This is a genomic window from Quadrisphaera granulorum, assembly GCF_003149145.1.
Lineage (GTDB): Bacteria > Actinomycetota > Actinomycetes > Actinomycetales > Quadrisphaeraceae > Quadrisphaera > Quadrisphaera granulorum.
This window is the reverse complement of sequence record NZ_QGDQ01000002.1, coordinates 89486-110090: the sequence shown is the minus strand read 5'-3', so window position 1 is coordinate 110090 and position 20605 is coordinate 89486. Positions and strand designations below refer to the sequence as shown.

At 72.9% G+C, this 20605-nt stretch carries 16 protein-coding genes; 3 read left to right on the top strand and 13 right to left on the bottom strand.

Translation table 11 applies throughout. From position 1 onward, the window contains the following. Positions 1-9 precede the first annotated feature (9 nt). The 7 genes from BXY45_RS02885 to BXY45_RS02855 form a co-directional block, all read right to left on the bottom strand. Positions 10-1407, bottom strand: coding sequence for a hypothetical protein (locus BXY45_RS02885; RefSeq protein ID WP_109772810.1), 1398 nt, complete (start codon positions 1405-1407; stop codon positions 10-12). Beyond that, positions 1404-3893 (bottom strand): glycosyltransferase, encoded by a 2490-nt coding sequence (locus tag BXY45_RS02880; RefSeq protein ID WP_109772809.1) that lies wholly within the window; start codon positions 3891-3893, stop codon positions 1404-1406. The genes BXY45_RS02885 and BXY45_RS02880 overlap by 4 nt, the downstream gene beginning before the upstream one ends. Continuing rightward, the gene (locus BXY45_RS02875; protein ID WP_109772808.1) at positions 3886-4473 is read right to left on the bottom strand and encodes a hypothetical protein; all 588 of its coding nucleotides are present in this window, start codon (positions 4471-4473) and stop codon (positions 3886-3888) included. Before BXY45_RS02875 ends, BXY45_RS02880 begins: the two co-directional genes overlap by 8 nt. Further along, positions 4470-5612 carry a glycosyltransferase family 4 protein gene (locus tag BXY45_RS02870; RefSeq protein WP_109772807.1) on the bottom strand — a complete coding sequence of 381 codons (1143 nt, stop codon included), beginning with the start codon at positions 5610-5612 and terminating at the stop codon, positions 4470-4472. The genes BXY45_RS02875 and BXY45_RS02870 overlap by 4 nt, the downstream gene beginning before the upstream one ends. Next, complete coding sequence (locus BXY45_RS02865; RefSeq protein ID WP_146211058.1) at positions 5612-6763, bottom strand: glycosyltransferase family 4 protein; 1152 nt, start codon at positions 6761-6763, stop codon at positions 5612-5614. The genes BXY45_RS02870 and BXY45_RS02865 overlap by 1 nt, the downstream gene beginning before the upstream one ends. Next, positions 6760-9126, bottom strand: coding sequence for a hypothetical protein (locus tag BXY45_RS02860; protein WP_146211057.1), 2367 nt, complete (start codon positions 9124-9126; stop codon positions 6760-6762). The genes BXY45_RS02865 and BXY45_RS02860 overlap by 4 nt, the downstream gene beginning before the upstream one ends. 184 nt (positions 9127-9310) lie before the next feature. Continuing rightward, entirely contained in the window at positions 9311-10174 is an 864-nt protein-coding gene (locus BXY45_RS02855) for a glycosyltransferase family 2 protein (RefSeq protein ID WP_109772804.1), read from the bottom strand. Positions 10175-10672: 498 nt separating this feature from the next. Here BXY45_RS02855 and BXY45_RS02850 point away from each other — a divergent pair, with 498 nt between their 5' ends. Beyond that, entirely contained in the window at positions 10673-11923 is a 1251-nt protein-coding gene (locus BXY45_RS02850) for a cellulase family glycosylhydrolase (RefSeq protein WP_170131290.1), read from the top strand. Here BXY45_RS02850 and mnhG read toward each other — a convergent pair. Genes mnhG through BXY45_RS02820 form a run of 6 tightly spaced genes read right to left on the bottom strand, consistent with a single transcriptional unit; the run spans position 11920 to position 18388 of the window. After that, complete coding sequence (gene mnhG, locus BXY45_RS02845) at positions 11920-12342, bottom strand: monovalent cation/H(+) antiporter subunit G (protein ID WP_109772802.1); 423 nt, start codon at positions 12340-12342, stop codon at positions 11920-11922. The two genes, BXY45_RS02850 and mnhG, sit on opposite strands and share 4 nt — an antisense overlap. Next, positions 12339-12620: an MrpF/PhaF family protein gene (locus BXY45_RS02840; RefSeq protein WP_109772801.1), complete on the bottom strand. Its 282-nt coding sequence runs from the start codon at positions 12618-12620 to the stop codon at positions 12339-12341. Before BXY45_RS02840 ends, mnhG begins: the two co-directional genes overlap by 4 nt. Then, complete coding sequence (locus BXY45_RS02835) at positions 12620-13195, bottom strand: Na+/H+ antiporter subunit E (RefSeq protein ID WP_109772800.1); 576 nt, start codon at positions 13193-13195, stop codon at positions 12620-12622. The genes BXY45_RS02840 and BXY45_RS02835 overlap by 1 nt, the downstream gene beginning before the upstream one ends. A 17-nt stretch (positions 13196-13212) precedes the next feature. Next, entirely contained in the window at positions 13213-14808 is a 1596-nt protein-coding gene (locus BXY45_RS02830) for a Na+/H+ antiporter subunit D (protein WP_109772799.1), read from the bottom strand. Continuing rightward, positions 14808-15260, bottom strand: coding sequence for an NADH-quinone oxidoreductase subunit K (locus BXY45_RS02825; RefSeq protein ID WP_109772798.1), 453 nt, complete (start codon positions 15258-15260; stop codon positions 14808-14810). The genes BXY45_RS02830 and BXY45_RS02825 overlap by 1 nt, the downstream gene beginning before the upstream one ends. Continuing rightward, the gene (locus tag BXY45_RS02820) at positions 15257-18388 is read right to left on the bottom strand and encodes a Na+/H+ antiporter subunit A (protein WP_109772797.1); all 3132 of its coding nucleotides are present in this window, start codon (positions 18386-18388) and stop codon (positions 15257-15259) included. Before BXY45_RS02820 ends, BXY45_RS02825 begins: the two co-directional genes overlap by 4 nt. 73 nt (positions 18389-18461) lie before the next feature. On the opposite strand from BXY45_RS02820, the gene BXY45_RS02815 reads away from it, so the two are divergent. Together BXY45_RS02815 and BXY45_RS02810 are read left to right on the top strand one after the other, a co-directional pair. Next, complete coding sequence (locus tag BXY45_RS02815; RefSeq protein ID WP_211319172.1) at positions 18462-19100, top strand: YitT family protein; 639 nt, start codon at positions 18462-18464, stop codon at positions 19098-19100. Positions 19101-19166: 66 nt separating this feature from the next. Next, on the top strand, positions 19167-20228 hold the full coding sequence (locus tag BXY45_RS02810; protein WP_109772795.1) for an RNA polymerase subunit sigma-70: 1062 nt from the start codon (positions 19167-19169) through the stop codon (positions 20226-20228). Positions 20229-20605 lie beyond the last annotated feature (377 nt).

Below are 20605 nucleotides of genomic sequence, written 5' to 3'. Positions count from 1 at the left end.
GAAGCCGCTTCAGCGGCGGCGCACCATCTCAGCGAGCACGTCGTCGAGGTGGTGCGTGACGTCCTCCAGCGCGGCGCGCACGGCGGCACGTGGCACCACGGACTCGAAGAACGACGCCGCGATGTGCGGCCCGTCGGACATCTCGACGATGTTCACCGTGATCGCACGGCTGCTGTCGACGCTCGGCGCGTTGATCAGCACACGCGGAGCCCCCGACTCCCAGGGCAGCTTCTCCCAGCCCGTGGGTCGGCCGAGGTGGTTGAGGACCAGGCTCGCGCCGTGGTGGGTGGAGCCTGACGAGCCACGTGGGCGATCCGTGAGGCTGCGCAGGGGAGCGGGGACGGCGGACCGCAGCTGGGCGCGCACGGACGCGAGACCCCACTGCGCGCTCGCCGCCAGGAGCGATACCCCCGTCGCGGCCTCGGCTTCCAGCGCGTCGCGCAGGTCCACCGGGTGCCGCGGGGTACCCTCCGGGAGCCTCACGCACGCGGAGAAGTTGCCGAAGACCGGGGTCCGCCGCGGCAGGTAGCGCCGCAGGTCCACGCCGATGCCGGGTCGCAGGTCCGGGGCGACGGCGGAGTGCTCGACCAGGGCGAACCACACCGCGGCCATGAGCGCCATCCCGCTCGACAGGCCCTTGGCGTGGGCCTGCCGGAACGCTTTGAGGGCCTCCGCCGTGCCGCGGGGATCCACCACGGACTCCACCGACGGGCGTGCGTCCCACCCTGCTGGCGCCGGGCTGGCCTGCGCGAGCCGCTCCGCGAGGACGCCCGCCACGGTGCGGCGTACGGCCGTGGGCAGCGTCGTCCTGTCGAAGGTGTTGCGCAGCGCCGCGATGTGCGGCTTCGGGGTCGTCTGCAGCGACGGCACCGGCCGGAGCTCGGCGCCGCAGACGAGGCTGACCAGCCACGGGGCGAGCTCGTACATCGCGGTGCCGTCACCGACGACGTGGTCGATGTGGATGGCCACGTACCGCTTGCCGACGCTGATGCGGAAGGGCAGCCCGTCCAACGGCTCGCCGAGCAGGCGCGCCACCTGGCCGGCGTGGCCGTCGTCGCCGTCGTCGTCGTCGTCGTCGTCGAGGAGCGGGTCAGTGACGACGAGCCGCTCGGCGAGTGCGGCGGCCTCCGTCGCGTTCTGCGGCACGGAGCGCCGGCCCTGCGAGCGCACCCCCAGGGCGGGCCGCAGCTGGTCGCAGAGCTCGACAAGACGCCGCCGCCCCAGGTCGAGGTCCAGGCCGCTCAGCGGACCGGCGAGGATCACGAAGTGGTAGCCGTCCCACAGGCTGTCGCGCACCAGCAGGGAGCCGCCCGGCTCCCCGGAGGCGGCGTGCGTGCCGGGTTCGGCACCTGTACCGCGGCGGAGAGTGCCCGTGCGCAGTGCCTGGAACAGCGTCAGCGTGCTCATGGTGCTCCCTGGACGACGGAGACGGAGGGGGGAGGAGTGGCCGGGATCCGGCTGTCGGCGCCGTCAGTACTGGCTGTGCTGTCGGCGGTGTTGGTGGTGTCAGGGGTGTTGTTGGTATCAGGCACCTCGGCCCGGGGCGTGCGAGCCACCGCGATCAGCGCGGCCACCAGACCCACAGCGGTGCCGGTGGCCCACGCCGCCGCGGTGCCGACGGGGCCGGCGCCCCTCCACGCGACGATGCAGCCCACCACCGTGACGCAGTACACCGACTGGACCACCACGTGCGGCAGCGACCGCTGCCGGGAGCGCAGCACCACCGTCGCGAGGTCGTACGCGGCGACCAGCGGCGTGCTCAGCCCGAACACGACGAGCGCGGTGCTCGCGCCGTCGGCGTACCCGGGGCCGAACACCGACAGGAGCGGCCCGGCGAACACGACCATGATCAGGGTCGCCGGGACGACGACCACGGCGAGTACCCGCGCGGAGCGCCGCAGCACCTGCGCGAGGGGCTGCTCGGCGTAGGACGCCTCGGCGAAGGTGGCAGCGGTGATGGCGTAGGCGGCACCGAAGAAGACGTTGGACACCGTGAAGGCCATCGACAGGTGAGCCGCCTGCGTTGCCCCCAACTGATGCAGCGCCAGCACCGGGATCGCCAACGTCGGCACGAGGTTGACGACGAAGGCGAGGTGGTTGCCGGCGGCGTACGCGCGCACGTGCGTGAGCACCGAGATGTCGATGCGACCGCGGGGCCGGTAGGCGAACCTGCGGACCAGGACGACGACGCTCGCCGCCGTCGCGAGGAGCGTTCCGGCACCTGAAGCACTGAAGATCCCCAGGTACCCGCCGCTGGCCAGCAGCGCGACCCCGAGCAGGCGCCCCGCGCTCTGCAGCACCCCGTCGAAGAGGAGGTTGTACTTCGCGGCGCGCAGGGCCATGAACGCCGCATCGGTGAGGGTGTTGACGCTCGTCGCGACGGTCACGAGCACGAACGCGGCGGCCGCCGTCCAGTCGGTCCGCAGCCGGGAGAGTTCGGGGGCGACCTCCGGCAGCACGAGCACCAGGCCGATCGAGAGCACCACCCCGGTGACGGCGGAGACAAGGAACCCGGTGTCGAGGTACCTGCTGCGGTGCGCGCTGCCCGGCAGGTACCGCAGGAACGTCGTGTGGAAGCCGGCCAGGCTGGCCAGCGAGACCACGGAGCTCGCCGAGATCAGCGCGGTGGCCAGGCCGACGTCGTGAGCCGGGTAGAGCCGTGCGCACAGGAACCAGAACAGCGCCCCGGATGCAGCCATGGCCGCCGTGGCCAGCACTTGGGCCAGGGAGTTCACCACCAGCGCTGACGACCCGGACGCGGCCCGCGCGTCGGCGTAGATGTCCTCCAGTGCGGTGGCCAGCGCCGGGTAGGAGTGCCGCTCCTGCGCGGTGCGCCGCGCGGTACGAGCGCGCTGGGCAGCGGCGGCCGGGTCGTCGAGGTGCCGTTCCAGGGCACCGGCCAGCGCTGCGGCATCGTCGACAGGGACGACGAGGGCGTCGACACCGTCGCGGCACACCTCCGGCACCGCCCCGGCGTCGCTGGTCACCACGGGAAGCTCACTGGCCCACGCCTCGAGAAGCACGAGCGCCAGCCCCTCGTAGCGGCTGGGCAGTACCAGCGCGCTCGCGCTGCGGCGCAGCTCAGCCACCGCAGGCTGATCCAGGCGCCCGAGGAAGCGCACCTGCTCCGCGATCCCGAGGCGAGCAGCCTGTGCGACAAGAGCCTCACGCTCGCTGCCCTCGCCGACGACGTCGAGGCGGGGACGGCGACCGCCGGCGGCCAGCAGGGCGAGCGCGTCGAGTAGCACGTCGACGCCCTTGACCCGCTCGAGCCGTCCCACGAAGAGCAGCGGTGCCGCCTCTCCCCCCGGTGCAGCGGCCTCGGCGTCGAGGCGTGATGGCTGGTCGAGGGGAACCGCATTGAGCACGGCCTTCGCAGCGGTAGCTCCGGCCTCCCGCAGCGCCGGCAGGGTGGTGGGGTCCACGGTCATGATCTCGGCGTAGCCGCCGAGGCGCAGCAGGAGCGCCTCGAGGCGCTGCTTGGCGGGCGAGAAGTAGGCGTTGCCGATGCTCGTGCCGTGCAGGGTGATCACCCGGGGCACGCCGAGCAGCAGGCACGCGGGAGCGATGGCTGCGCCCAGGTCGACGGTGTGGACGTGGACGACGTCGGGCCGCGTCCGGCGCACCAGGAACCACGCGTGCACCGCCGTGAGGAGCAGCGAGACGATGCGGCGCAGGGAGATGACGTCGATCTGGTGCTGTTGCAGCGGCAGGCCCGTGCGGTGCAGGCCGGGGGCGTCGTCGATGTCGCGGCATCGGCTGGTCAGCACGCTGGTGGTCATGCCTGCGGCGTGCTGGGCGCGGCGGAGTTCGCTCACCACGACGGCGTCACCGCCGGTTGCGCTCGGCATCCGCTTGGTGACGTGCAGCACGTGCAGTTGCTCTTCAGCCATCGATGGCCTCCAGCCGCAGGGCGAGCCACTGGCCCGAGTCGAACGCGACGACGAGGCGCCCCGACGCCTTTCCCGGTGGCTCGACGCTGAGATCGAGAACCTGGCGCCCGTCGGGCGCGACGGTCACCGTGCCGTCCTTCAGCGGCTTCGTCGTCCCGTCGGGCGCTTCCCACCGCGCCTGCCAGCGCAGCTGTTTGCTCGTGTCCGGCGCGCCGGGGGCCGTGGTCCGCTGCACCTGGACCTTCACTTCCACGTCGTCACCGGGGACGAATGTGCTGGGCAGCTCCTCGGGATCCACGAAGCTCATCGCGGTGACGTCAGCGGGACGCCGCTCGACCCAGTCGCGCACGGGCGAGCCGGGCAGCCGCGCCGCCCACCAGACCAGCACCCCGACGACGAGGACGACGACGACGAGGACGCCCGCGCGGAGGGCGCTGCGTCGGGCGACCGTCTGCCGAGCGGCGGAGGCCTCCTTCTCGGCGGCCTCGCGCGCGCGGAGCGCGGCAAACGTGGCCGAGCGGCCCGGCTCGAGCGGTGCCAGCGGCACGTCGTCGCTGGTCACGCGCTCGTCGCTGATCATTTCGCCCCCTGCAGGACGTCGGCGTACTCACGGGCCACCGTGTCCCAGTGGTAGCGGTCGGCGTTGCGCCGTGCGGCGGCTCGCACCTCGGCGCGGGCGTCGTCGTCGTCGAGGATCGCCAGCTGGGCGAGCAGTGCCGCGGCTACAGCAGCAGGCTGCGGGGCGCAGACCGTGCCGGTTCCGGGGGCGACCAGGGCCGTCGCGAGGTTGCCGGGGTGGTCCGCCACGACCGCGGGCACACCGCACGCGTGAGCCTCGACCACCACGATGCCGAAGCCCTCGCGCTGCGAGGTGAGCGCGAGCACCCCGGAAGACTTCAGCACGCCGTGCACGTCGCTCTCGGTGGGGAGCCAGCCGGTGAACTCCACGTGCGCCCCGGTGCCGAGCGCCTCGACGCGGGCCTGCAGCGCCTCGCGATGCGGGCCGTCACCGACCACCCCCAGGGTGGTGCCGGGCCTCTCGGCGAGCAGCAGTGCGTGGGCGTCGAGCAGCAGCTCGACGTCCTTGAAGTCGCACAGCCGCCCGGCGCAGACCACGTCGTACCCGCGGGCCGCCGGCTCGGCCGCCGCCACGGCGGTGTGGTCGACACCGTTGACGACGACGGTGGCGGGAGCCCTCACCCCCAACTCGGTGAGCCGTCCGGCGGTCTGCGGTGAGACCGGGACCACGGTGTCGGGCAGCTGCGCGGCCAGGCGCTCCACCACGGCGCCGACGATGCCGAGGCGCCCCAGGTAGGTGCGCCAGTAGTCCGGGCCCCACACCTCGTGCCAGGTGCTCACCAGCCGGCCGCCCCGCAGCCAGGTCGCGAGTCGCGCCGCGAACAGCGAGAAGTAGGGGAAGCCGCAGCAGTCGACGACGTCGTAGCGGGCGCCCAGCAGGCGCAGGCACGCCAACCCGAAGACGAGGGCCTGGACCACGGAGCGTCGACCGGTGGGCGTGTAGAGGGGCAGCGCCCGGCAGACGCCATGCAGGACGACGCCGTCGCGCTCGATCACCGAAGGCCCGTCCCACCAGCGCATGCCGTACCAGTGCACCTCATGCCCCGCGGCGGCCAGCCGCACGGCGAGCTCGTGGAAGCGTCGCTCGCCGCCTCCGGTCACCCAGGGGTGGACGGCGTCGTAGACGATGGCGATCCGCATCAGACCACCACCTCCGCCAGCAGGACGTCATCCAGCAGGTCCGCGCTCTGCTCCCAGGTGCGGCCAGCCGCCGCCACGCGTGCGGCCCGACCCAGCTCGGCGCAGCGGGCGGGGTCCGCCGCCAGTGCATCGAGGGCCGCGGCGAAGGCGGCGGGGGCGTCGGCAGGGTCGTCGACAGGTACGAGCACCCCGGCGTCCCCGACCACGGAGCGCAGCTCGGGCAGGTCGCGCACCACGGGGGTGAGCCCCGCGGCCATCGCCTCGAGCAGCGCCAGCGGCATGCCCTCGACCGCGGACGTCACGACGAAGACCTGCGCCGCGGAGAACTCCGCGTGCAGTGCCTTCCCGGACAGTGCACCGGTGAGGCGCAGGCGCTCGCCCAGGTCCAGCTCGTCCGCGAGGTCCGCCAGCGCCGGCGCCAGCTCGCCGTCTCCGACGAGGGTTGCCGTGAGCGCCCCGCCGGTCAGTGCGAGGGACTGCAGCAGCACGCCGGGCTCCTTCTGCGGCACCAGACGGCACACCGACAGCACGCGCAGCGGCTCGTCCGAACGGCGTTCTGAGCGGGGAAGGGCTGCGAACAGCTCGTCGACGCCGTTGGGGACGACGGCGACGCGCTCAGGGCGCACGCCGTGGGTGCCGACCACGTGCTCGCGCTGAGCGTCCGTGAGCACCACGACCCGGGTCGCCGAGCGCAGCACAGCGCTGAGCACCCAGCGCTTGTAGAGCGGCAGGACGACCGCTCCCACGACACCGGAGGCCGGGAGGTCCATGTGGAAGTGCACGACCAGAGGGCTCCGCCGCAGGCGCGCCGCCACCCACGCCGCCACGTCGGTGGTGGCGTGGCCGGTGTGCAGGTGGACGGTGGCGCCCCTGGCAGCTCGCCACGCGGCGGTCAGCAGACCCGGGAGGAGCGGGGTGTGGGCGACCTCCCACCCCTCCAGCCGCGACACCACGACCTGCCCGGGTGTGGGGTTCTTCCGTGGCCGCTCGGTGCGATCAGGCGACGCCCCGAGGGTGCTGGTGAGCACGTGCACAGCCCAGCCGCGCCGTGCGAGGGCCTCCGCGTACCGCTGCGCGCACACCTCGACGCCGCCGACATGCGGCGGGTAGTACCCGCTCAGCACGAGCAGGCGGTCGGCCGCGGCGCTCATCGCCACACCTGCGCGCTGGTGTCGTTGTAGACGAGGTCGCGGTTGCTGGTCAGGCCCGGCACCGGGTAGGCGTAGTCGGCTGCGAGGTTCGGCGTGCCGGTGGTGGCGGTGCCGTCCTTGAGGAGCGCGCTACCGACCAGCACGTACGTGCCGTCGCGGAGCTCCAGGGGCAGCATCCCCAACGGTGGCGATGACACCTGCGTCTGGCTCCAGAAGCGGATGCCCGTCCACAGATCGGCCTGCACCGCTTGGCCCCCCTGCGCCTTCACCGCGGGTTGGCGCGCCACCCAGTGGAACATCGCCAGCTCGCCGTTGCTGGTGGTGAAGGAGCGGGCGTAAGGTCCGGTGCTGGCCAGGGTGAGCGCGGGCTGGTAGCCGCCGGTCAGCGCCGACAGCAGGCTGGTGGAACTCACCGCGAAGGCGATCACCACGAGCAGTGCCACCCGTGCGGGCAGGTCTCGCCCGGAACTCCAGCGAGAGACCCGGCCACGGACCCGGCCAGCCCTGCGCCACCTGCCGGTAGCCAGGAGTGCTGCCCCCGGTGCCAGCTGCAGCGATCGCGCCAGAACCACGACGGTCGGCACCGCGGCCACGAGAAGCCCCTGCTGGAACACGCGTAGTAGTCCGTACGCGGCGGTCAGCAGGGGCATGAGCACGAAGCTGGCCAGCACCACCAGCGCGCCCGCCGCCATCAGTGCCAGCTCAGGGTCGCGTCGGCGCCGCAGCGCTTGCCACAGGGCGGCGAGCACCCCGAATCCGACCAGCACCTGCAGCAGCTGGGCCGAGGCCGTGCGGATGCCGGCGATCACCGTGTCGACGTCGATCCCGGCGCCCCGCAGGAACCGCCCGACGGGGGTCAGGGGCTGAACCTCCTCCGGCGGGGCAGCCAGCGGGAACTGCGTCAGCACGGAACGGATTGCGGTCTTCTGCTCGGGCGAGGCGCCGTCGACGATGTCGTCGACGGCGTTGTCGAGCCTGTCCTGAGGGGTCGGCCGCTTGCCGCCACCGAAGATGCTCACGGAGGCGTCGCCGGATCCCACCTGGTCGACCACCCGGCCCGTCAGGACGCCGATCACCTGCCCCGCAACATGCACCGCGCTGCCGCCCGTGCCGGTCGCGGAGCCCCCCCACAGCAGCGCCACGGACGCGAGGACGGCGACCAGCGGCAGCGTGAACACCGGCCGCACGCCGCGCTGGATGCGGAACAGCTTCAGCGCCGCGCACGCGATGGCCGCCACGCCCAGCTGCACCATGAGCACATAGGAGGTCGAGTAGTGCGACAGCACGACTCCCGCCCCGACCAGGAGCACCGCGAGGCGGAGGCGTCCCAGCGCGCCGGGGGTGGCGTCGTCGTGGCGCTGGACCAGCAGCAGCACGATCACCGCCACCAGGAGAAAGGCAACCTCCTGGCGGACCATCATCGACAGGTCCACGACGAAGGTGGGGAACGCCGCGAACAGCACCGCAGCGGCCAACCCCAACCGGGGGCCGGCCAGGCGATCTCCGGCGACGGCAACGGCCACCGGGCACAGCGCGAAGAGGATCTGCGCGACGGCGGTGAACCAGGGCACCACGCCGATGTGGAGCAGGGCGCCGAGGGCCGCTGGCAGCACCGTGACCGACAGGCACGCGTTGTAGTCGGAGGGGAAGGCACTCGGTGACCAGTGGCCCGCGGTCGCCGCCAGCTGAGCGGCGTAGTGCTCGGTCTGCACGTCGTGCCCGGTGATGCTCGGCCCGCGCAGGGAGGACATCAGCAGCCAGGACAGCGACACCGCGTAGACGGCCGCGGCGATCCACCCTCGCGAGGGGGGTTGGCGGCGCAGTCCCAGCACCGCCAGCAGCACCAGTCCGGTGCTGATGACGACGACGCCGAGCACCGGCCCGCGGCCGTTGTCCAGGGCCACGGCGCTGGCCCCGCCGGCGAGGGGGATCAGGGCCAGGGCAGCCCCGCCCAGCACCGCGCCCGCTCGAGGTACGGGCAGCCCCACGTGCCGGGTCAGCCCCGTCTGCCGGGTGCGCCTTGCCTGCGGCAGGTGCAGGAGGAGCGCGGTCAGCGTCACGGTCACCGCGACCGGGACGGCGCTCAGCGGCCGGGCAACACCGACGAGCGGACCGACGGTGTTCAGCGCGAGCAGGGCCGTCATGAGCACGGTGGTTCCGACACCGACCGCCACGAGGACTCGCGAGATCCGGCCGCGCACCACGAGCCGCAGCGCCGCGACGGCTTGGTCACCGAGGAGGAGGAGGACGGCGACGACGAGCGCAGCGCCGAGCGGTACCGGGACCGGGCGCCCGACGACGGCAGCCGCCCACAGGCCCGCCAGGACGAGCACGAGGAGCATCCACGCCGGCACGTCCAGCACGGGGACCGGCTCGCGCACTCGCGCGGCCGGCGGAGCCGCGACCGCGGTCTCGGTGTCTTCGTGAGGCGCAGTGTCTTTGTCAGGCCCGGTGCTCTCGTCCGCGTCGAACCGGACGTCATCGCCTTCCGCCGGCGACGAGGGGAGCAGATCCGACGGCGTGCTCGACGGGAGGGTCGAGGTCACCTCAGCTGACGCCGTCGGACGCGAGCGTCGCATCCTGGGGCTCACGGAGGTCGATCACGCGGCGCGGCGCACCGCCGCCGATGGAAGGGCCCTGCGACGCGAGGGGGCTGGCCGGGGCCGGGATCGCCGTGCTCACGACGTCCTGCGAGGTGCTCGCGAGGTCCACCGGACGGCGCAGGCGGTGCGCGAACAGCTGGGCGAGGTTGGTGAGTCCGTCTCGTGTGGCGTTGAGCTTGACGACGCCGCCGCGCGGTCGGTACTCGATCGGAACCTCGCGGCAGGTGAATCCGCGGCGCCACGCCTCGTTCTTGATCTCCTGGGAGAACGCCATCCCGGGGGAGCGGACGTCGAGCGACGACCACACGCTGCGCCGGAAGATCCACATGCCGGACTGGGAGTCGCGGAACGCGGAGCCGAACAGCGCGCGGGACACCGTCGACAGCACCGCGTTGCCGATGGCGTGGGAGGTCTTCATGGCCGCCGCGTTGGCGCGGTGGAGGCGGTCGGTGGTGAGGAAGTCGACACCGCCGTCGACCAGTTCGCGCAGGAGGTCCGGGAGGTGGTCGAACGGGTAGGTGAGGTCAGCGTCACCGGTGGCGATGATGTCGCCGCGCGCGGCGTCGAACCCCGCGGCGTACGCGTTGCCGTAGCCGCGCCGAGGCTGCTCGACGACCGTCGCGCCCAGCGCGCGGGCGAGGTCTCCGGTGCCGTCTTCGGAGGCGTTGTCGACGACGATCACCTCGACGTCCCAGCCCAGCGCGCCGAGTTCGCCCAGGGGCAGCCCGGCCATGAGGGCTGGCATGTTCTCGCTCTCGTTGAGCGCCGGGATGACGATCGACAGTGTGGTCGGTGCTCCTGCAGACATGGCCGGTGCGCCGTCCTTCGGGGTCGAGCAGACCCCGCGGGGGTCCGCGTCAGTGCAGATTCCTTACGCCGTCGTGCTCTCCGTCGGAGAGCGGTGGAGTCGTGGTACACCCCGCAGGCGGGCCCGGCTCGACACGCGTGCGTGAGGAAAGTAGCGGGTTTTGGTGCGGCGTGGGAACACGGTCGGTGATGGGAAACGTCACCCAGAGCCGACCTTTGAGCCGTTTGGTGATCAAATGGTCACTCTGAGTGAGAATTAGCTCTCGTGGTTGCGGTGCGGGAACTTGGCGATCTCGAGGTGGGCCCCGCATCATGATGCCGGTGCCCCCCCGCCCGCCCACGTGCGTGTGTGGGCATCCCCGTACCAGCCACGAGCACCTCCGCGCCGGCAGCGAGTGCGCCCGTTGCTCGTGTCCTGGGTGGCGGCGCCGGTTGCCCTGGCGGCGGGGCCGATCCTTCCCGCCCCGCGTCCGCCCCGCCACGGATCCAGCGGGCTGACGTGGGCCACAGGTCCGCGCGGGGTTCCGGGCGGCGGAGCCTGGTACTCCTGGCGATCGCCGTCGTCATCGTCGTCGTCTCTGGGGTGCTGGCGTGGAACCCCTTCAACGGCTCTCCGGTGGGTCGCTCCGCCTCGCCGTTTGCGCAGCCGTCGCCGACACCCCTCTCGCCGTCAGCGTCGGCGACAGGGGTGTCACCGACCACCGGAGAGAATCCGAGGGTGCGGGTGGGTTTTTCCCTGGGGGAGCTCGTCGAAGGGTCCGCGGCCGAGCGGACCGAGCTGCTGGACGCGGCCAAGGTGGCCGGGGCGAACACCATCCGGATCGACATCTCCTGGGCGACCGTGCAGCCATCAGGGCCTCGCCGGTGGACCTGGGGCCCCGTCGACGACGCGGTGCGGTCGGTGCACGACGCGGGCCTGCGGCTGCTGCCGGTGATCGGGTACACGCCCGAGTGGGCGCGTGACCCCGGCTGTGCCCGGACCAGTTGCCCGCCCGCAGATCCCCAGGCGTTCGCCAGGTTCGCGGCTGCTGCCGCCGCTCGGTACGCCCCCGCCGACGTCGTCGCCTGGGAGGTCTGGAACGAGCCCAACGCCGCCTTCTGGACTCCCTCCCCCGACCCGGTGCGCTACGCCAAGCTCCTCCAGGTGACCGCGGCCGCCGTGCGCGCCGCTGCGCCGGGGACGCCCGTCCTCCTGGGGGGCCTTGCCCCGACGACCAGTGGCCCGTCCGGGCACCTGAGCCCGGCGGACTTCCTCCGGGTCGTCTACCAGCAGGGCGCCCAGGGCTCCTTCGACGGGGTGGGAGTGCACCCGTACTGCTTCCCCGCGCTGCCCGGCGAGAACGAGCCCTGGGCGGGGTGGCAGCAGATGCTCGACGTCCGGGCGCTCCTGGAGGCTCAGGGCGACGCCGGCAAGGGCGTGTGGATCACCGAGTTCGGGGCGCCCACCTCCGGTGCGGGCGCGCTCGCCACGCTCTCCGACCGGAACTACGACCGGAAAGCCGACCACGTCAGCCCGGACCTGCAGGCGGCGACGGTCACCGCCGCCTTCCAGCAGCTCACCGGGATGCCCTGGGTCCGGTCGCTGCTCTGGTACTCGGTGGTGGACCTTCCCCCACAACCTGACGATGCCACGGCAGCCCCCAGCCAGGCACCGGCGAACGCCTCCGGGTACGGCCTGGTGCGCGGCGACGGGAGCCCGAAGCCCGCGTTCGACGCCTGGCGGGACGGCGCGGCGCCGTTCCTGCGCTAACTCTCTGCCGGTCTGGCCGCCGGTTCGTCTGCCGGTGCCGACGCTGGTGAACCTGACGGCCGTGGATGCTCGCCGGCAGCGCATTCCAGCTCGAAGACTCGCAGGTCGTCCTGGACCAGGTGGTCACGCGGAACCACCCCCGAGCGGTGCCCGGCGCGGGCCAGCAGGTGGCTCGCGACCGGGGCGGTGACCAGCTGGAACAGTCCCACGAAGAGCAGGGCGACGACGGCGCCCGCGTCCGGCGCCAGCTGCACCGCGACCCCGGCGAGCACGAGCAGCAGGCCCAGCACCTGCGGCTTGGTGCCCGCGTGCATGCGCGTCCACAGGTCGGGGAACCGCAGCATGCCGATGCCAGCTGCCAGCGCCAGTAGTGAACCGGACAGGAGGAACACCGCCGAGATCCAGTCCGCCACGCTCACGGCGCCTTCCTCTCGTTGCTGGGGTCGCCGTGGGAGAGGAAGCGCACCACCGCCACCGAACTGGCGAAGCCGAGCAGCGACAGCGCGAGCAGCACGGGCACGAACACCGTGGAGCCGCGTCGCGCCACCAGCACGGCGACGCCGCACAGGAGGATCGCCACGAAGACGTCGGCGGCGGCCGCCCGGTCCAGCGTGGTCGGGCCGCGGACGAGCCTCACCACCACCAGGAGCGCGGACACCAGCAGGACGCCCAGCGCGACGTCGGTCACCACGTCCATCAGCGCCGCGCCTCCCTCACGTCGTCCGCAATGTCGACACCGCCGGACAGCGACCCCGGTGCCAGTGCGGCTAGCACCCGTTCCTCCATGCGCCGGACCGAGGCGCGCACGTCGTCTCCGACGCGCTCCGGGTCTCCCGTGACGAGGGCGTGCAGGTAGAGCGTGCCGGTGGGGACGTCGATGTCGACGACGAGGGTCCCCGGGACGAGGCTCACCAGCTCCGCCGTCGCCGCGATCATGGCGTCGGAGCGGGATCGCAGCGGGGCCGCCACGATGGCGCTCGGCGGCACGGGTCCCGGGCGGACGGCCAGCCACGCCACCTGCAGGCTGGCGCGCACCAGGTCCCACGTGAGGTAGGCCGCAAGACCAACCGAACCGACCAGCGACGGCAGCGGGGCGGGCGGCAGCGTGGGCATGGGGAAGACAGCCACCAGCGCCAGCGCCACGAGCACCCCACCGACCACGACGACAGGGCTGATCGAGCCCCACAGGCCGCACCAGAACACCACCATCCACGCCAGGAGCGGCAGCTGGCGCCGGTTCGGCAGACGACCCCGCAGCCCGGACGTGGTCAACGGTGCTTCGTGGGGGCTCACGGCGTCTTTGCCCCGTTCTCAGCGCTGCCGTTCTCAGCGCCGCCGTCGGCAGTGGCGATGTCGAGCCCACCCACGGTGGACGTGTACCCCGGCACGTCGAGGGTGTCGGCGGCGGCGCCGTCGGCCAGGGCGAGCAGAGGGCCTGCCACCAAGGTCAAGGACGTCACGACGACGACGACGCCCGCCGCCGCGGCCACCATCGCCGGTGGCACACGGTGGGCGTGTGCGGCGGCGGCCTCCGGGCTGACCTCGGGGTCTTGTCGGGTGGCGCGCCCGGACCAGAACGTGGCCGCCCAGGCGCGGGAGATCGCGTACAGCGTGAGCAGACTCGTGATCACGCCCGCGACGATGAGCACCCAGGCGGAGGTGCTGCCATCGTCCGCGCCCGCCCGCAGCAGCGCCAGCTTGCCGACGAAGCCCGAGAACGGCGGGATGCCGGCCAGGTTGAGCGCCGGCAGGAGGAAGAGCAGCGCGATGCCCGGAGCCGCGCCCCCGAGCCCTCCCAGACGCCGCAGCGAGGTAGTTCCTGCCGCCCGCTCCACGAGGCCGACCACCAGGAAGAGCGCCGTCTGCACGAGGATGTGGTGCACCGCGTAGAAGACGGCCGCCCCCAGCGCTGCGGTGCTGCCCAGGGCCACTCCGAAGAGCATGTAGCCGATGTGGCTGACCAGCGTGAACGACAGCAGCCGCTTGAGGTCGTTCTGGGCGATGGCCCCGAGGATGCCGACCAGCATCGTCGCGACGGCCACCACCACCAGAGCCGTCGTCACCTCGGGTGTGGAGACGCCGCCGAACAGCACGGTCTGCGTCCTGAAGATCGCGTAGACGCCCACCTTGGTGAGCAGCCCGGCGAACACCGCCGCGACGGGCGCTGACGCTGTCGGGTAGCTGTCAGGCAACCACCCCGACAGCGGGAACGCCGCAGCCTTGAGGCCGAACGCCAGCAGCAGCACCAGCTGCAGCCCGACGGCCACCGCCAGCGGGAGCCCGGAGAGGCGCCCGGGGAGATCGGCCATCGAGACCGTGCCCGTCGCGGCGTAGACCACGCCGATGCCGGTGAGGAAGAGCAGCGAGGAGACGATGGACACGACGACGTACGTCATGCCGGCCCGCACCCGCGCCGCGGTGCCGCCCAGCGTCAACAGCACGTAGCTGGAGACCAGCAGCACCTCGAAGCCGACGTAGAGGTTGAACAGGTCGCCCGCGAGGAAGGCGATGGAGACGCCGGCAGACAGCGTGAGGAATGTCGGGTGGTAGATCGAAACCGGCGTCCGCTCGCCGTCGCCCGTGCTGCCCTGCCCGACGGAGTAGAGCATCACCGACAGCGTGACGATCGACGAGGTCAGCAGCATGAGACCCGACAACCTGTCGACGACGAGCGAGATGCCCACCCCCGCCGGCCAGGCGCCCAGCACCACCGACTGAGGTCCGTCCGACGCGGCGCTGACGAGCAAGGCGGCCGCGGTGGCCGTGACCCCGGACAGCACCACCACGCTGACCCAGCGCTGGGCCACCGGGTGGCTGCCCAGCACGAGGGTCAACGCGGCCCCCAGCACGGGCAGCAGCACGACGAGGGGCAGGAGGACGCGCATCAGAACGCCTTCTCCTGCGGCGAGCCCACGGCCGCGGCTGTACCGGGTTCCGCGGCCTCACCGGGCGGGGCGGCTTCCCCGCGGGAGCGGCCCTGCGGGGAGGTGTCACGGACGACGTCGTCGCCCTTGGTGCCTTCGATGCGGCTGGTCCGGTAGGCCATGGCCAGCAGGAACGCCGTGACGGCGAACGTGATGACGATGGCCGTCAGCACCAGCGCCTGCGGCAGCGGATCGCTGGAGGTGCTCGCGGTGTCCAGGGTGATCTCGCCGTCGGGGTCGAGGATGGGCGCCCGTCCGGCTGGCCCGGCGGCGGCGATGAGCAACAGGTTGACCCCGTTGCCCGCCACCAGCACACCGAGTACCACGCGCGTGAGGTGGCGCGACGTCAGCAGATAGACGCCGGTGGCGACCAGGCCGCCGATGGCGACGGTCAAGACGATTGTCGGGCTCACGGGGTGGGCACCTCCTCGACGTCGGCGGTGGCCAGATCTGCCGGGGCCGTCCCGTCGGCCTCGATGCCGGGCCCGGGCGTCTCGTCGGGACCCGGCTCGCCGTCGTCGTCGCCGTCGTCGTGATCGTGGTCGTGGAGGGCAGAGGGGTCGGCCTCGATCTCCTCCTGCTGCGCGTCGATGCCCGCTCCCAGGCTGCGGAGCACGTCGAGCACGGTTCCGACGACGACGAGGTAGACGCCCACGTCGAAGGCCAGCGAGCTCACGAGGTGCACCTCGCCGAGCAGAGGGATGTGCAGGTAGGCGTCGGCGGTCTGGGTGGCCTGGGCACCCAGCAGCAGCGGAACACCTGTCGAGGCGGCGGCGATGAGCAGCCCCGAGCCGAGGAGCACGCCGACGTCGACCCGGGCGGCCTCACCCAGCTCGTACCGACCGCCCGCGAGGTAGCGCAGGAACAGTGCCAGGCCTGTGACCAGGCCCGCCGCGAAGCCGCCGCCGGGCAGGTTGTGGCCTGCGAAGAGCAGGTAGACGCCGAGCACGAGCACGGTGCCGAAGACCAACCTGACGACGATCTCCAGCAGCAGGCTGCGCCGCGCGGGCGCCAGCGTCTTCACCGCGGGCAGCCAGCGCGTGGACGGCGCGGCGTCCGGGCCGGGGGCGAAGTCTTGCGAGGAGCGCCACGTCAGGGCGACCTGGGTGGCACCCGCGGGCTGGCGGGCCGTACCGGGAGCGCTGCTGGAACCCCCGCCGCGCAGGCGTGGGGCTCGGCCGGTGCGGTGCCGCAGGAAGACGAGGCTGGCGATCCCCGTGGCGGCCACCGTGAGGACGGTGATCTCCCCGAAGGTGTCCCAGGCGCGCAGGTCGACGAGGGTGACGTTGACGACGTTCTCGCCGTAGCCGAACTTGTAGGCGAGTGCGGCGAAGTCGACAGAGACCGGGGTGGCCTGGCGAGCTGACAGTGCGACGGCAGCCAGCAGCGAGGCCACGGCGCCCGCACCGATGGCCAGCAGCGCGCGCAGCCAGGGGGTTGGCCCGTTGACGAGACTGTCGGGGGACGGCTCGAACGTCGAGGGGAGCCCGCGCAGCACGAGGACGGCGGCGGCCAGCGTCACGCTCTCGACCAAGGCCTGGGTCAGGGCGACGTCGGGCGCCCCGGCCACCACGAACAGGCCGGCCACCGCGTACCCGGACACACCCGCCATGACGAAGGCGGCGCGGCGGTTGCGGGTTGCCGCCGTTGCGACGGCGGTGACGAGGGCGACGACGACGAGCGCGGCCTGGAGCGGCTCGTCCCACCACCGCCACACCGCGGGCCAGGAGCCGGTGGCCGACGCCACCACCAGGGCGCTACCCGGCCCCAGCACGAGCACGGCCGCGGCCGTGAGCACGTACTGCGGCAGGGATCCCCGCTGGTAGACGAGCGTGGTGGTCGCGGCGATGGCGTCGATCCAGCCGCGGGCGCGGTCCTGGAGGCGGCCACCGGTGAGGGCGGTGAGGGCGGGGACGTCGAGGCGGCGCTGCAGCGCCAGCACCTGGGCGCGCGCCGCGAAGAACACCGCGCCCAGGCCCAGTGCCACGGCCGACAGCGCCAGCGTGGGCGTGAAGCCGTGCCACAGCGCCAGGTAGTAGCCCTCCGCGGGCGCGGGGAAGCCACTGGTCGCTGCGGCGACGACGCCGTCGACAGGAGCCGGGAACAGACCCGTGAACAGCCCACCACCCGCGGCGACGAGCAGCGGCAGGAGCATCACGGCGCTGGGGGCGTGGAAGTCGGCGGGGTCGGGAGCGCCCTCGGGTAGCTCGCGGGTGGCGAAGGCGCCCCACACGAAGCGGGCGCTGTAGGCGGCGGTGAGCACGGAACCGACGAGCAGCACCACGAGCACGAACAGGTCGGCTCCGGCGGTGGCGCCCGGAGGCCACCCACCACCGGCGACGAAGCCCTCGAAGGCGGCCTCGTGCGTGATGAAGCCGAGCATCGGCGGGACGCCGGCCATCGACCCGGCGGCCAGCAGCGACGCCACGAAGAGCGCCGGAGCGCGGCGCGCCAGCCCGGAGAGCTTGCGCAGGTCACGGGTGTGTGCGCCGTGGTCGATGGCGCCGACCACCATGAACAGGCACGACTTGAACATCGCGTGGGCCAGCAGCAGGCCGACCCCGGCCATGGCGCCGGTGCGCCCCCCGGCGCCCACGAGCAGGGCGATGAAGCCGAGCTCGCTGACGGTGCCGTGGGCGAGGAGGAGCTTGAGGTCGTGCTGGCGCAGGGCCCGCCATGCGCCGACGATCATCGTGGCGCCCCCGAGGACGACGATGGTCCACCGCCAGGCCGGCACCTCGGTGAACACCGGTCCGAACCGCGCGATGAGGTAGACGCCGGCCTTCACCATCGCTGCGGCGTGCAGGTAGGCGCTGATGGGGGTCGGCGCGACCATGGCGCCCGGCAGCCATGCCGTGGTGGGCAGCAGCGCCGACTTGGTGACGGCGCCGGCCAGGAGCAGCAGGGCCGCCGCCGTGGTGGCGGTGCCCGCGGGCGGGGGATCGGCCAGGAGAGCGCTGATCGACGTCGTCCCCGTGGTCACGGCGAGGATGACGATGCCGACGAGCATCGCCAGGCCACCGGCCGTGGTGACCACGAGCGCCTGGCTGGCCGCGTAGCGGGCGGCGCGTGATCTGCCGTCACCGCCGATGAGCAGCCACGACAGCACCGTCGTGAGTTCCCACGCGACGTAGAGGAGCACGAGGTCGTCCGCGAGGACGAGCACGAGCATGACGGCGCAGAACGCCACCAGCAGCGGCACGGTGCGCTGCCGGGTGCGTGCCTGCGCCTCACCCGCGAAGTAGCCGGAGGAGTAGGCGAGGACCAGCGCACCGACCCCCGCGACGATCAGCACCATGATCGCCGAGAGTGGGTCGAGGCGGAGTGCCAGCTCGACACCGAGGTCGGGGATCCACGGCACCGACTCGCGCAGCGCGGAGCCGTTCGAGCCCGCGGTGCCTGACGCCCACTGCACGATGAGCCAGGCGAGCACCGCCAGCGGAGCCAGTGCCGTCAGGAGGACCCCCCGAGGGCCCCAGCGGCGCACGACGGGCACGGCCAGGGCAGCGGCGGCGCAGTGCGCCGTCAGCAAGAGGATCATGTCCGGCCAACCCTAAGGGCAGATGCTCGTCACGGCCTGCCGGGCGGCCGCCCACGGCTCTACCGTGCGCGGCGTGAGCAGCGCCACCACACCCCCCGCGACGGCGCCGTCGGTGCCGGCCCCACCGCCTCATACGCCCCTGGAGGATGCGGCGGCGCTGGTCGTCGGATCGTTCCTGCTGGGATGGGCGCTGCTCCTGCTCCAGCAGGCAGGGGCCGTCTCGGGTGGGCTTGCCGGGGTCGCGTTCCTCGTCGCCGGGCTCACGCCCGTGCCGCTGGGGGTGGCGTTCTTCGTGCTCAACCTGCCCTTCTACGGACTGGCCGTGAAGCGGCTCGGCTGGGCGTTCGCGGTCAAGACCCTCGTCTGCGTGGCGCTGACCTCGGTGCTGGCAGACGTTCTGGGCCACGTCGTCGAGGTGCACATGCCCGTGGTGCTGGCCACGGCCTTCGCCGGGTTGTGCCTGGGGCTGGGCTTCCTCGTGCTGTTCCGCCACCGGGCGAGTGCCGGAGGCTTCGGCATCCTCGCCTTCCACCTCCAGGAACGGTACGGCTGGCGTGCCGGATACGTGCAGATGTCGCTCGACCTGGTCGTGATGCTCGTGGCGCTCGCGGTGGTGGGGTGGCGCCTGGTGCTGGCCTCGCTGGTCGGCGTCGTCGTCCTCAATCTCGTCGTGGCGATGAACCACCGCCCGGGGCGGTACGTGGTCCGCTGACCCGGTCCCGAGGGGCTGGGCCGAACGGGTGACCCCGGTGTCGGTGGGGTCTGCCACCGTGGGGGCATGACAGCGATCGAGGGGGGCCTCGACACCGGCGTCGAGGGGTTCGACCTGCAGCTGGAGGGTTTCCGCCGGGAGCTCACCGCGTACTGCTACCGGATGCTCGGCTCCCTGGCCGACGCCGAAGACGCGGTGCAAGACGCGATGGTTCGCGCCTGGCGCCACGCCGATTCCCTGCGCGATGCCTCCGCGCAGCGCGGGTGGTTGTACCGGATCGCCACCCGCGTGTGCTTCGACCACCTCGAGGGTCGCAAGCGCCGCGCGCTGCCCGTGGACATGTCGCCGGCGCCCTCGCCGCCCGTCATCGGTTCCCTGGGTGCACCGCTGGAGCGCGCGGCGTGGGTCGAGCCCGCCCCTGACGCCCGCATCCTCGGGACGGCGCCCGCGGCTGACCCTGCCGCCGTCGCCGAGGAGCGCGAGTCCGTGCGCCTGGCGCTGGTGGCCGCGCTGCAGCTGCTGCCGCCGCGCCAGCGCGCCGTGCTCGTGCTGCGCGAGGTGCTGCACTGGCACGCGGACGAGGTCGCCGCGCTCTTGGACACGTCCGTCGCGTCGGTCAACAGCCTCCTGCAGCGCGCCCGGGCCACCATCGCCGCTCGCGACGCGCAGCAGGCATCGGTCACGCCCCTGAGCGACGAGCACGCCGCGCTGCTGGAGCGGTACGCCGCAGCTTTCGAGCGCTACGACGTCGACGCGATCGTCGCGCTCCTCCACGCCGAGGCCACGATGTCGATGCCGCCCTACAGCCTGTGGTTGCGCAGCCCCGCCGACGTCGCCGCGTGGCTGGTCGGGCCAGGTGCCGGCTGCCGGGGCTCGCGCGTGCTGCACACCCGGTTCAACGGGCAGCTGGCGCTGGCGCAGTACCGCCCCGACCACGCCTCCGCAGGTCCGGACGGCCAGCCGACCCGCTGGTTCCCCTGGGCGCTCGTGGTGCTCGGGGTCCGTCAGGACGACGACGGCGACCCGCGCATCGGCGACCTGGTGTTCTTCCTCGATGCCCAGCGCGGCCTCTTCGAGGGTTGCGGCCTGCCCGCGCAGCTCACCCGTGAGGACACCGACACCCGCTGAGGCCTTGGTCCGGTGAGCTCGGTTCGCTCGGTGGTACTGGGTGGCCAGATGCCCACTGGGTTCGCTCACTCCCGGGTAGAGCCCTGACACCCGGGAGCCAGCCCACCCACCGGCAGGCAGCCCACCCACCGGGAGGCCCGCGGGCTCAGCGTCGCCCCGCAACGGCTCGTCGATCGATGTGATCACCTGCGAAGGCGTACAGGGCGGAGGGAAAGCCCCGGTGAAAGTCCCGGTCGTGCGCCTTGCTGCATGACGTGCAGCGCGCCACGGGCGACGATCAGGCCTCATCGGGCCAGCTTCGCTGAGCGCGAGAGCTCGACGTGGCCGACTGCCCATGATCACGGTGGTCAGGGGGCCTTCGCGGGGGGGGGGGGCCG